11 protein-coding genes, 1 riboswitch and 1 other annotated feature are annotated in these 13,151 nt (G+C 48.0%); of the genes, 4 read left to right on the top strand and 7 right to left on the bottom strand.

The window, feature by feature from the left end; genetic code table 11:
• Positions 1-40 precede the first annotated feature (40 nt).
• The gene (locus IRJ25_RS11905) at positions 41-664 is read right to left on the bottom strand and encodes a DUF1836 domain-containing protein (RefSeq protein ID WP_015880507.1); all 624 of its coding nucleotides are present in this window, start codon (positions 662-664) and stop codon (positions 41-43) included.
• 151 nt (positions 665-815) lie between these two features.
• Here IRJ25_RS11905 and IRJ25_RS11910 point away from each other — a divergent pair, with 151 nt between their 5' ends.
• Both IRJ25_RS11910 and murB read left to right on the top strand, forming a co-directional pair.
• Positions 816-1,466 carry a diacylglycerol/polyprenol kinase family protein gene (locus IRJ25_RS11910; RefSeq protein WP_269318349.1) on the top strand — a complete coding sequence of 217 codons (651 nt, stop codon included), beginning with the start codon at positions 816-818 and terminating at the stop codon, positions 1,464-1,466.
• Between the two features lie 155 nt (positions 1,467-1,621).
• On the top strand, positions 1,622-2,542 hold the full coding sequence (gene murB / locus IRJ25_RS11915; protein ID WP_269318350.1) for a UDP-N-acetylmuramate dehydrogenase: 921 nt from the start codon (positions 1,622-1,624) through the stop codon (positions 2,540-2,542).
• A gap of 96 nt (positions 2,543-2,638) precedes the next feature.
• Here the strand turns inward: murB and ald are convergent, their stop codons facing one another.
• The 4 genes from ald to trhO all read right to left on the bottom strand — a co-directional run bounded on the left by ald (position 2,639) and on the right by trhO (position 6,702).
• A complete protein-coding gene (gene ald / locus IRJ25_RS11920; RefSeq protein WP_269318351.1) occupies positions 2,639-3,769 on the bottom strand; it encodes an alanine dehydrogenase in 1,131 nt (376 codons plus the stop codon).
• Between the two features lie 132 nt (positions 3,770-3,901).
• Entirely contained in the window at positions 3,902-5,125 is a 1,224-nt protein-coding gene (locus IRJ25_RS11925) for a PucR family transcriptional regulator (protein WP_159563356.1), read from the bottom strand.
• 91 nt (positions 5,126-5,216) lie between these two features.
• On the bottom strand, positions 5,217-5,642 hold the full coding sequence (locus IRJ25_RS11930; RefSeq protein WP_143180200.1) for a divergent PAP2 family protein: 426 nt from the start codon (positions 5,640-5,642) through the stop codon (positions 5,217-5,219).
• 118 nt (positions 5,643-5,760) lie between these two features.
• Positions 5,761-6,702, bottom strand: a complete 942-nt coding sequence (gene trhO / locus IRJ25_RS11935; protein WP_159563357.1) for an oxygen-dependent tRNA uridine(34) hydroxylase TrhO — start codon at positions 6,700-6,702, stop codon at positions 5,761-5,763.
• Positions 6,703-6,927: 225 nt separating this feature from the next.
• Here trhO and IRJ25_RS11940 point away from each other — a divergent pair, with 225 nt between their 5' ends.
• Positions 6,928-7,572 (top strand): TVP38/TMEM64 family protein, encoded by a 645-nt coding sequence (locus IRJ25_RS11940; protein WP_269318352.1) that lies wholly within the window; start codon positions 6,928-6,930, stop codon positions 7,570-7,572.
• A gap of 17 nt (positions 7,573-7,589) precedes the next feature.
• Here the strand turns inward: IRJ25_RS11940 and IRJ25_RS11945 are convergent, their stop codons facing one another.
• Together IRJ25_RS11945 and IRJ25_RS11950 are read right to left on the bottom strand one after the other, a co-directional pair.
• Positions 7,590-8,948: a Na+/H+ antiporter NhaC family protein gene (locus IRJ25_RS11945; protein WP_256443673.1), complete on the bottom strand. Its 1,359-nt coding sequence runs from the start codon at positions 8,946-8,948 to the stop codon at positions 7,590-7,592.
• A riboswitch (SAM riboswitch) is annotated at positions 8,942-9,037 on the bottom strand. Its footprint overlaps the gene before it by 7 nt.
• 98 nt (positions 9,038-9,135) lie before the next feature.
• Entirely contained in the window at positions 9,136-10,815 is a 1,680-nt protein-coding gene (locus tag IRJ25_RS11950; protein WP_214784212.1) for a GGDEF domain-containing protein, read from the bottom strand.
• 154 nt (positions 10,816-10,969) lie between these two features.
• Positions 10,970-11,181, top strand: a binding site (T-box leader).
• Positions 11,182-11,238: 57 nt separating this feature from the next.
• Between IRJ25_RS11950 and argS the strand changes: the two genes are divergently transcribed.
• Positions 11,239-12,921 (top strand): arginine--tRNA ligase, encoded by a 1,683-nt coding sequence (gene argS, locus IRJ25_RS11955; RefSeq protein WP_214784209.1) that lies wholly within the window; start codon positions 11,239-11,241, stop codon positions 12,919-12,921.
• Positions 12,922-13,151: the final 230 nt, after the last annotated feature.

Consider the following 13,151-nt stretch of genomic DNA (forward strand, 5'->3'; position numbering starts at 1 on the left):
TCAAGAGACCGGTGTTTTTTGATACGAAAAAACCGTCTCATCAAATGAAACGGTTCAAATAGTGCTTGGCCTCGAGTTCGAGTGTCGTCACCCGATGTGCGTATAGACAAAGCTTCAAGACGTGAATGATATTTGGATGTTCATAGTTCATCTTTTCGAGCGAACGCTTCGCCCGTGTATCGAGAAGGTCGATCGGGCTTGTTGACTTCGCATACTCCGCGTAAAGTCGATAAAAATCAATCGGTTTGATGAAGTCGTCTTCGTCCCGGTCAGGGTTGTTGAAGATGAGCGCCAACAAGGAACTCGTCTCTTCGAGGGAAAAAAGGTGTTTCAAGTCATCAAGGAGATAAATGATTGCCGCTTGATGCAAGGAATACTTTTTACCGATTCGTGGGACACCGATGATTTTACGAACTTCACGCTTCGTCCAGTTTTGAATCGTCGTCGCAGAGAGATGCTCTCCGGTCAGTGCGTTAGCGAGAGCGACGATTTGGTTAATCGATAAGCCGTTCTTTTCAATATGAAACAAGTGGATTTTTCGAAGCTCTTTTGGGAAATGTTCACGCACGTCTTCAGGGAAGAGGGCGATGGCTCGCTCGATTTCTCCGACCTGCATAAAATGAAGGCAATCTGCCAAAGTTTGAATTGAAGTTGCGTCGCGCATACGGCCACCCTTTCTATCGCCAACAGCGTACGTTGGCTATACAGTCATTTGACCTCATTCTACCAAATGTTTGAAAAGTAAGCTAGGGTGGGCACTGATTAAGGTATAATGACGGTATCATACACACTCTATAGATGAAGGTGGTCAAGCAATGAATGAATGGATTAGTTCGATTCTTTCCATTGTAGTCGTCCTCGTGTTTCTCGTGGGTCTCGAACACGTCGGGAAGCGTCTGGGATGGACGGATGAAACGATTCGAAAAAGTGTACATATCGCAGTCGGGCATTGGTCGTTATTAGCAGTTTGGTTAATGGATTCATGGTACGTCGCGGCAGTCCCGCTCATTTTCTTCACATTTGCGAATGCGGTCCTGTTATATAAAAGCCCGTCACCGGTGCATCAAACGGAACGAAAATCATTCGGGACTGTATACTATCCGATTGCATTGCTCATTATCTTATACTTCTTCTTCGAGTCCGAGCCGATCGCATTTTTAGCCGGATCACTCGTGCTCGCCTGGGGGGATGGAATGGCTGCACTCATCGGACGCAAATATGGGACGGTCATCTATGATTTATATGGACAAAAGCGTTCTTTCCAAGGAAGCATTGCCATGTTTCTAAGCTCATATGCTGTCTTATTTTTATTGTTTTTGTGGAATGATGTCGTCCTTTGGCAAGTGGTAACATATGGGTTTATCATTTCCATCATCGCTACACTAACTGAAGCGATTTCATATCGAGATTGGGATAACTTTACAATTCCAATCACTGTTGCCATTGCGACATCACTATTGCTATAAACTAATCATGAATTTGTAAGAAAAACGTTGCTTGTCACGTCCAATAATCATTTGTATACTGTGATTCGTACTGAAACCATTCAGTGACGTGCTCGGAACGAATGAAGTAGGACCGAGACACTGATTAAATAGAACATAAAGGATTGAGTGAACGCATGAGCTTTTTACAGCAACTCCAGATGATCATTCCGGCCGAGCGCGTCCTTCAAGACGAGCCGTTGTCGGCACACACGTATACAAAACTAGGTGGCAAAGCAGATTACTTCGTGGCTCCACACACGTACGAAGAAGTGCAGGCCGTCTTACAACTGGCCCATCAAGAAGCGATGCCGTTTATGATTCTTGGCTTCGGTTCAAACTTGATTGTCCGCGATGGCGGCATCCGTGGAATCGTTTTGAACTTGAATGAACTCGACTCGATTCGTCGAGAAGGGAATCAAATGATTGCGCAGGCAGGAGCGGCGATTATCGACGTCTCACGTCAAGCATTAGTAGAGGGGTTATCCGGCCTCGAGTTCGCATGTGGGATCCCTGGGACGGTCGGTGGTGCCGTCTACATGAACGCAGGTGCATACGGCGGAGAGACGAAGGATGTCATCACATCTGCGACGGTGTTGACGCAAGATGGTCAAGTACTTCATTTATCTAAAGATGAACTCGATCTTGACTACCGAACGAGCCGTGTCTCAAAAGAGGGCTTGATCGTACTCGAGGCAACGTTCGAACTAGAACCGAAAAACTATGAATTAATCAAAGAAGTCATGGACGACTTGACGTATAAACGTGAATCGAAACAACCGCTTGAATACCCTTCGTGTGGTAGTGTGTTCAAACGTCCGCCTGGCTATTTTGCCGGCAAGTTGATTCAAGACTCTGGACTGCAAGGGAAACGCATCGGAGGAGCGGAAGTCTCGCTCAAACATGCGGGCTTCATCGTCAATATCGATGAGGCGACGGCGACTGAGTACATTTCACTCATCCGTCACGTCCAGGCGACCGTTAAAGAGAAATTCGAAGTGGAATTAGAGCCGGAAGTGAAAATCATCGGGGAAGATATCGCCGTTGAGAACGCATAACGCATAATAATGAAGGAATCGGACGATGGCGTTCGGTTTCTTCTTTTTTTTATATAGAAAAAGACGATGAGAACGGGCATCTCATCGTCTTAAGGGTTAAGCTTGTGTTTGTTTCGAGACCGCCTCATGGGCAGGAACGAACGGATATTCCAAATCACGTGCAACCGCTTCATACGTGACCGTTCCGTTGATGACGTTTAGGCCTTTGAGAAGCGCCTCGTTTTCAAGAAGTGCTGGGAATACGCCTTTTTGTGCACACTCGATGATATATGGCATCGTCGCGTTTGTCAGACCCATCGTCGATGTGCGTGGCACGGCACCTGGCATGTTAGCGACGGCGTAGTGTTGCACGCCATAACGCTCATACGTTGGCGCATCATGCGTCGTGATATGGTCGATCGTCTCACAAATCCCACCTTGGTCGATGGCGACGTCGACGATGACCGAACCAGGCGACATGCGCTGTACCATTTCTTCCGTGACGAGTTTCGGTGCTTTTGCTCCTGGAATGAGCACGGCACCAATCACAAGGTCACTCTCAGCCACTTGTTTCGCAATGTTGTATTTATTTGAGATCAACGTATTGATTGTGTTTCCGAACAAGTCGTCGATTTGACGAAGACGAGCCGGGCTAATGTCCATCAACGTCACGCTCGCCCCAAGACCAATTGCGATTCGAGCTGCATTCGTTCCAACGACACCGCCTCCGATGACCGTGACGTTCGCACGAGGCACGCCTGGGAGACCAGACAGCAAGATTCCTTTTCCACCATGTGGTTTTTCAAGGATTTGAGCTCCGATTTGCGCAGCCATACGTCCTGCCACTTCACTCATCGGTGTGAGGAGTGGTAACGTGCGATCCACTTCTACTGTCTCGTAGGCGAGGGCTGTAATCCCAGAATCGACGAGCGCTTTCGTTAATTCTGGCTCTGCCGCAAGGTGTAAATAGGTGAAGAGCGTCAAGTCAGGACGGAAGTATTGATACTCAGACGGCTGTGGTTCTTTTACTTTGAGAGCGAGTTCGACGCCTTCCCAAACTTCTTTCGCAGTTTCAAGAATCGTTGCACCGGCATCAATATATTCCATATTCGTGAATCCGCTACCGAGACCGGCATTCGTTTCGACGAATACATCATGACCAAGCTCCGTTAACATAAATGCACCCATCGGTGTTAAGGCCACCCGATTTTCATTGTTTTTAATCTCTTTTAATACCCCGATTTTCATGGAACATTCCCCTTTCATTCCGTTGACACAATTTGTTCACACCCCTAGTATAGACCCATTTGAAAACGCTGTCTTTAGCATGGATTCTAAAAACGAAGACGCTCACTTTGTGAAAAATCACAAAGTGAGCGTCTAGTCTTCTAATCGATATTGACCAGCCTTAATGGCTAAATAAATCATGGATCTTTCTGGTAAGGAAACTTGTGTGATATTCGTCAACTCTTCGATGCGGCGAATCCGGTACAGAACGGTATTCGGATGAATATGAAGATGAGCGGCGACTCGTTTGACGTTCCCATCAAAATAAAAATACCATTCGAGCGTCTTCACGAGTTCGGTCTGATGGGATGAATCATAATGCTGCAACCGTTCGACTGTCGGGTGGGTCTCCAGTCGGAGTCCGATACGTCGAGCGAGTTCCGGGACGAGTTGATAAATGCCGATCTGCTCGAAGGCACGGGAAGTCGATAGTTCGAGCGGGAACTTGCGACGCAGCGTGGTAACCCGTCGCGCTTCTTCGGCTGCGGCATATAACATGTCACTTTCGAAAAAACGTCGGCTGATGCCAAGACGTGGTTCGGATTCGCTGAACTTGTCTTGAAGCAATTGTTCGAACCGTTCCGCCCAGGCTATGAGTACAGTCTCTTCATCGGAGAGTTCAGACTTCATATAATGCCAGACGAGTAGCTGCTGACCGTCGATGGCATGTAAAACGACTTCAATTGACTCTTGCGTCGCAAGCACATAGTGAAGGCGTTCCGCAAGTTGAGGGGTGATCGGTTGAGCACATTCGATGACCGTCAACCGACTGGCGACAGCGATCGGAGCAAGTTCGTTCAATCGTTCGCGATTCGCATCCGTCAGGGTCGGGGAAGCGAGGACATCTAATAAGAAGCGTTCGAGCTCGGCGCTGATTCGTCGCTCGTGCATCGCGATGGTCATAAGCAGCTTTTTGGCGATGGTCGCCCCTTCTTGCAAGATGGCTAATTCTTGAGTACTGAACGGATTTGTCCGAGCTAAGCTCCAAATATAGCCGAGTACTTCATCATGTTGTTTGATGACGATTGCGGCGCGTTCCCCAAGACCGACGGCGAGGCGGGCCGGGATGACGACCGGTTCATTTTGGTCGATGACTTCTTGTAAAATACCACTCTCCCATAGGTCTTCGATGACAGCTTCTGGGACACGACGCCCGATGATGGTCGCAATCCTGGCCGGGTCGGTCGAATCCGGATGTGTACTATAGGCGAGCAACTGGTGGTGGCGATTCTCAATCGTGATCGGTGCTCGAATCGCTTGACCAATCGCTTCGGCGAGTGTATCGAGAGACTCATAAGATTTCTGCAAAAAAGGCATGTCGATTCCCCCTCTCTCTTGAGTATACCGTCTTCTTTGTGAAACTTCACAAAAAGAATCAAGAGTGTGAGAAATGACATACCTTCTGCGATTACATTGGGAAAAACAGTCCGACGACGAGACCGAGTAACGCTCCGACAATGACTTGGAACGGCGTATGGCCGACGAGTTCATTCAAGAGTGGGGTCTCATGTTTAATTCCTTTGAAATAATCGTTCAAGAGCCGTGCTTGGAAACCGACCGCCTGCCGAACTCCGGTCGCATCATACATGACGATAGTGGCAAAGACGACAGCGAGAGCGAATAGACTCGAGTCAATGCCTTCCATTCGCCCAATCGCGGTAGCGAGTGCGACGACGGTAGACGAGTGCGAACTTGGCATGCCTCCTGAAGCGAACATGATTTCAATTTCAAAATCTCTTGTTTTAATGAGTTCAGTTACGAGCTTAGCCGCTTGGGCGATAAACCAAGCGAGAATCGCAGCGAGTAAAGGTTCGTTAAACATGCGTGCATTCACTTCCTGTCTGACATAGTATCTTCACTATACCCGAAAGAGGCGCAAGCTAGACGTTAAGATTTCGTCAAAAAAAGATGTCTTGGACACGTTCTCCAAGACATCTTCTGGTCGATTTTTGTTACCCGACTACTCCTTCAGTCTCCTGAAGTTTCTCTGCAATGTTATCGATGATATAACGGTTGCGTGGGTGTTCTTGACACTCCTTCGAGCATGAACGCATTTGTTTCGGTTCACACTCTTCACAACAGAAATGCTGTGCATTGCACTCCGGGTTGGCACAATTAACGTAACGAACCGTCTCTGTCCCACAGTGCATACAGTGTGAGACGACAGATGGGTTCACGGAGTTAACCGGGACATTGATCCGCTCGTCAAAGACATAGAGCTCGCCTTCCCAGTCCTCTCCTTTTGTCGCTTCATCTTTACCATACATTGCGACGCCACCTTTTAGGTGGAAGATGTTGTCGTGACCTTGGTCACGCATATATGCTGTAAATTTCTCGCAACGGACGCCACCGGTACAGTACGTGAGAAGTGTTTTCCCTTCGTAGAGGTCCTTGTTCTCTTCGAGCCATTCCGGCATGTAACGTGAAGCCTCTACATCGATTTTGATCGCATTTTTAAAGTGACCAAGTTCGTACTCGTAGTTGTTACGGACGTCGAGGATGACGACATCATCACGATTCATCATCTCTTTCCATTCTGCTGGTTCGAGGTATGCACCGTGTTGTTTCGGTACATCAAACTCGCCATCAAAGCGCCACGTCACGAGCTCTTTCTTGTGACGGACAAAAATTTTCTTGAAGGCATGCTCTTCGACTTCATCGATTTTGAACTCGATATCGCTGAAGAGAGGGTTTGCTTTCAAGTCATTCATGTACTGCTCGGTTTGCTCCCAAGTACCAGAGCACGTCCCGTTGATTCCTTCGGAGGAAATCAAGATGCGTCCTTTGATGCCGAGGTCCTTACAATACTTCAAATGTTCTTGCGTGAGTGTTTCTGGGTCTTCGATGTTGACGTACTTATAGTACAGCAAGACCCGCATTGGTTTTGTTTCCATGTTGTGTTGCTCCCCTGTGTTCAGTTTTTTGCAGGAAAACGAACGTTGGGTTGTGTCGTTCGACGAATAGACTTGCCTGCAACCACAAGTCCATTATTATATGATAAATATCACGACGAATTTTCGCAAATGGTTTTTAATTTTTTTTGACGAATGCAGGGAGATGCGTCTTGTAAATCGAATTCGGGTAATAGAGTAGTAACGAAAGTTGAAGGTGGAACGACTATGCTTAATTCTCTCCAACAGTACATCATCCAATTGATTGAATGGCTTCAAGGTTTGCCTGGTGGTCCATGGGCTGGACTCGGTGCACCGTTTTTAGAAGCGATTTTTCCATTTTTACCACTCGTCTTAATCATCTCTGCCAATGCAGCGACATACGGCTTTCTGTTAGGCGTTCTCTTATCCTGGATCGGGAACCTTCTTGGAACCATCGTCGTTTTTGCGGCCGTCCGTTACGTTTTCCGCAAACCGATGACGCGCTGGCTCGAAAAACATAAGGCGGCGGTCTATTGGTTGGAACGAATCAATCATATGAGTCCGATCTCGCTCGGATTCTTATATTCTCTCCCGTTCATCCCGGTCAGTTTGATCACGTATTTATTGGCGCTCATTCAGATGCCGCTCCGTACGTTCATCATGGCGGCAGGATTCGGGAAACTGCTCGTCGTCGTGATTTTCTCTGTCATCGGGGACCAGTGGGAAGAATTTATCCAAAGTCCATTTCGTTTATCTATGCTCGGTCTACTTTTGGTCGCATTATGGGCCATCAGCCGGGGGCTAGAAGAAGTGCTCAAACGACGCGCTTTCAAGAAACGGAACGAGCAGTTGAAACAAGAGATGATCACGAAACGACAAACACCCCTTTGAACAAGGGGTGTTTTCACTTATGACTGTTTTTTAAAACGTGGGAAATTGAATGCGATGGCGATTCCTCCACAAATAAAGAGTAGGAACGGATAGAACATGAACGGGACGAGGTCCGGCGATGCGGTCTTCGTCAATTCTGCAGCGATGAGTAATTGAGCTCCGTACGGAAGAATCCCTTGTACCCCACATGAGAAGATGTCGAGTACGCTTGCTGATTTCTTCCGTTCGATGTCATACTCGTCCGCGATGTTCGCTGCAAGTGGACCGGCTACGAGAATGGAAATCGTATTGTTCGCCGTCGCTACGTTTGTCGCACTGACAAGTCCGGCGATGCTCCATTCGGCACCGGCACGTTTTTGAATACGAGATGTCAACGCGTCACGTAAATACGTGAGTCCGCCGTTGTGTGAGATGAGACCGACGAGTCCACCCATGAGTAATGTCAGGAATGAAATTTCGGCCATGCTAATCATCCCGTCCGCAATAGCTGTCACAAACGCCGTGACGGATAGGCTTCCATCTAGGAGACCGATGATGCCGGTGAGCGTGATGCCACCTAACAGAACCAAAATGACGTTCAGTCCTGTCAATGCGAGTCCGATGACGGCAAGATACGGAATCAGTTTGTACCATTCGAATGCGGCGACATCGACCGTTGACTCCCCATTTGACAAGACGGCGAGTAAAACCGTCGTGATGATGGCGGCCGGTAACACGATCCAGAAATTCGTGCGGAATTTATCACGCATGTTCGTTCGTTGCGTCCGGACGGCAGCGATGGTCGTGTCTGAGATGAACGAGAGATTGTCCCCGAACATCGCCCCTCCGACAACGGCTGCGGCAGCGATGGCGACATTGACGCCACTCTCTTCATGGATACCGAGGGCGATCGGTGCAAGTGCCGCAATTGTACCCGTCGACGTTCCCATCGCCATTGAAATGAAGGCGGCGATGACGAAGAGTCCGCTCAAGAGAAGCGAAGGTGGTAATAGAGTCAAGGCGGCGTTGACCGTTGCATCGATTGCCCCGATGGCTTCCGCTACCGTTGAAAAGGCGCCAGCCAGTAAGAAAATGAAAATCATGATGATGATGCCCGGATTGCCGGCTCCTTGCGCGATGCGCTCGACGGTTTGGGTGGCACTTCCTTTTGTCATGAATGCCGCAACCATCAAGGCGATGATGGCTGCGACGAGTACCGGAAACTTATAAAAGTCTCCGTAATAGACACCCGCCCCGATGAAGAAGAGTAAGAAGACGAGTAACGGCAAGAGTGCCCATTTGTTTGCTGTTGGTTGTTCCAAAATAATCACCTCACTAAAAAATAAGAAGGACCCTTTTCTGAGAAAAAGGTCCTTCGTGCGAAATACCCTTTTCATCTTTCGAGCAATACGCCCGCTGGATTTGGCACAGGTTCCCCGCTGCCGAGACTTCTCAGGGCCAGTCCCTCCGTCTCTCTCGATAAAAAGTGAATCTATCCAATTAGTAAACACGTTCCCTAACGTAACTGTTTCAAATCTGCTTGTCAACTTAAAAACTCCCCAATTCGATGTGAGAAAGGGGAGTTTACGTCGTTAAATTGTTGAAGTGCGCCACACGGTTACGTCCCGCGTATTTCCCACCGACATATAGCGCACGGTCCGCGTTTCGAATTGTATCGTCTAATCGCTTATTTCCAAACGCATCGATTGTATCGATCCCGATGGACGCAGTCACAGAAATCTCATGATGATCGACAAGGAACGGTTTCGCTTCGATTTGCTGGCGAATTCTTTCTGCAATGTCAACGGCTTGAGACATGTCACAATGATTGAGAAGCAAGATAAACTCTTCCCCACCATAACGGGCGGCAAAGTCATCAGCGCGAAGGGCTTGCCGGATACGTCGACCAAATTCCTGCAACACTTGGTCACCGACTTGATGGCCATACGTATCATTGATTTTTTTAAAGAAATCGATGTCGAGCATGGCGACCGAGATCGGATACATCGAGATGTCGGATATTTGTTGAATCCCGTATTCGTAGAAGGCGCGGGCATTGGCGAGGAGAGTCAAACTATCCGTCCGGCTCTCGGTATACAGACGATCTCGTTCATGACAACGGCTGATGGTCCGGTTGAACGACTTGAGCAACTTGAGGATTTCTTGTTGGATAATCTTCGGATACCCATATACAGGTTCTCCTGTCATCACGATCCATGTGCGAATTCCCTCAATCTCTTCCGAACGAATTGAGACGAAGCTATGGTAGTCGTCATGGAAAGCGTCAGACAATGAAGCATCCCACTCAAATCGCATCTCGTAGTCAAGGACAGGCTCGACAGGTTGACTGATATCCAGTAGCGCAAATACGACGGGGCGATCAATCGGTTGACGTGTCTTCAAGTCGAAGTAGAGTGTGCGATTAAACAGCTTGAACTCGATATATCCTTCATCGTAATGGTTCAATTGTTCACACTGACTTAAAAAGACTTCAATGGCTTGTGCTTCGCTCTGTGATAAAGAGACGGCTTCTTTCGCTTCGTCGTACTGTTCAATCAGAGATTTATACGCATCCTGTCGTCCCTTTTGAATGAGAAGTCGTTTGATGAAGAAGGTCAACGCTGCCGCGATGCTGCTCACGACAAGTAAATTCGTCTCTCGGAAGAACGCTGCCGCTAAGATGAAGATCAAACTGACGACATATGTGTAGAAAGCGATTTTCATGAAGTCGCTCAATGCGATATCGACGCGGAACCACCATCTCACCTGATATTTTTGAAATACGGTATTTAACAAGATAGCAAAGAATAACCCGGCAAGCGGTACAAACGATTCTTGCGAATAAAAATCAAGGCCGGTTACCCCACCGAGGGCGAGATAGACGGTAGCGGGAATGACAATTTCTAAGTATGCCGTAATCGCGTTCCATGGATAGGTGAAGCGGAATCGGCGTATGGCGACTTTTGGTCTCAGATTGGCGAACTGAAAGACGAATAATCCAATCTGGTTGACGATGAGTGCGGTTTCAAATCCAAAGAATAGAAATAGAATTAATACAATACTCTCAGAGAATGTGAAGTACACACCTTTGACTTCGATTGAATCGAGTTGAAAGATGATGACAAGTAATGAGATTAAAATAAAGGACAACGGATCGATGGTCGGGGCGTGCAGCACATCCAATGCAAATAATCCGATGGTGAAGCAGAACAAAACACTCCATATACTCCAACCGAGCACGGACATCTTGCGAAAGTGGTTCATGTGTTCCCTCCTAGCATGGGACATTTCAAGATATAATAGTAAAGATTCGTCATGATTTCGTGCGAGTCCTGCCTTTCTTTTATCATGCTTGAATTCTAGCATTGAGTATACAGGGAATATCCTCTATAATGAAGTTGCTTTTCAACCGCATAGACGAAAGTCGATGAAAAAGAGAGTAACGATGGTTTAGTCAACAAAGCGACCTGGGGATTGGTGAGAGCCTGGGCTGACAAACGTCGCGAAACGCACTTTTGAGATGCTATCCGAAACGAGAGTAGGCATAGCCGGAGGGAACCGTTATCACCATAAAGCGGTCTGCATCATGCAGGCAAGAAGAGTGGTACCGCGGGAATTCCCGTCTCTTTGCATCTATGCAAAGGGCGTTTTTTTTATGAGTTGTTATTGAAGAAGGAGGACATACAGATGAGTTATGAACGCAAGTATGCAGAAGCACTATCCCGTGTCATCGGTGAAGAACTCACGATTGACCAAATTGAAGCATTGATTGAGAAGCCAAAACACGAGGCGCACGGTGACCTCGCGTTCCCGTGTTTCCAATTGGCGAAAGCTTACCGGAAAGCACCTGTCATGATTGCGACAGATATTGCAAATGAATTGAACGATGAATTGTTCACGAAAGTGGAGGCGGCGGGACCTTACGTCAACGTCTTCTTGAGCCGTGATGTCGTATCAAAAGAAATCATCAACACGGTGCTTGAGGAAAAATCAGAGTATGCAACACACGAGGCACGCAATGAAACGATTGTGACGGACTTCTCGTCACCAAACATTGCGAAGCCGTTCTCGATGGGTCACTTGCGTTCGACGGTGATTGGGAATGCAATCAACCAAATCGCACGTAAAAACGGATATGACGTCGTCGGCGTCAACCACCTTGGAGACTGGGGCACTCAGTTTGGGAAATTGATGGTCGCCTACAAGAAGTGGGGCGATGAGGAAGCGGTACGCGCCAACCCGATCGCAGAACTCTTAAAATTATACGTCCATTTCCACGAAGAGGCGAAGACACAACCAGAACTCGAAGACGAAGGTCGTGCTTGGTTCAAAAAGCTTGAAGATGGTGATGCGGAAGCGACAGAGCTTTGGCAGTGGTTCCGTGACGAGTCACTTAAAGAGTTCCAAAAAGTATATGACCTCCTCGGTGTGAAATTCGAAAGCTTCAACGGGGAAGCGTTCTATAACGATAAAATGGCACGCGTCGTCGAGATGCTCGAAGCGAAAAATCTCTTAGTCGAAAGTGAGGGCGCGATGGTCGTCTCGCTCGAGGAAGAGAACTTGCCACCTTGCTTGATCAAGAAGAAAGATGGCGCGACATTGTACGCGACACGCGACTTGGCAGCAGCGATCTATCGTTACGAGACGTACAACTTCGTACAAGCGAACTATGTCGTCGGTGGCGAACAGGCGCTCCATTTCAAACAACTCTTCTCGGTCCTTCGTAAGCTTGGATATGACTTTGTTGATGGCATGCATCACGTGCCGTTCGGCTTGATCTTGCAAGAAGGGAAAAAGATGTCGACACGTAAAGGACGCATCGTTCTTCTTGAAGAAGTGTTGAAAGAAGCAATCGAAAAAGCACAAGCGAACATCGAACAGAAGAACCCGGATCTTGCGAACGCAGAAGACGTCGCACGCATGGTCGGTGTCGGCGCGGTCGTCTTCCACGATTTGAAAAACGAACGCATCAACAACATCGAGTTCGATCTTGACAGCATGCTCAAGTTCGAAGGAGAGACAGGGCCTTACGTTCAATACACGAATGCTCGTGCGAACTCACTTCTTCGTAAAGGAAACTATGACGGCTCACCATTCACTGGTGCAGACGATGACTATTCATGGGGTGTCGTCACGATGCTCAACGCGTTCCCGCACGTCATCACACGTGCGCATGAACGCCGCGAACCATCCATCATCAGCCGCTACGTACTTGACCTCGCGCAAGCGTTCAACAAGTATTACGGTCATGTTCGTGTCTTAGAAGAAGATGCAGGCAAACAATCGCGTCTCGCACTCGTGAAGGCAGTGACGCTCGTATTGACGGAAGGACTCCGCTTACTCGGTGTCGAAGCTCCGGAAGAAATGTAAGACAGACGAAAGGACCTCAAAGAAAATTGAGGCCCAGCTTGTTGACTAACATAAATTATATCGCTCGCCTTTCCGGCGCCCACGCTTTCCTGTCGGAGTCGGGACGCCGTCGGGCGAGCAACGCAAACGGTCGTCATCTGACGGCCGTTTGTCTTTTTCTAAGGCCTCGATGGCCGAAAAAATCATCAAAAGAAGGAATCCGACATGTAACGCTTCAATCCTGAAAACGA

This window comes from Exiguobacterium sp. KJ 601, assembly GCF_027161185.1.
Classification (GTDB): domain Bacteria; phylum Bacillota; class Bacilli; order Exiguobacteriales; family Exiguobacteriaceae; genus Exiguobacterium; species Exiguobacterium profundum.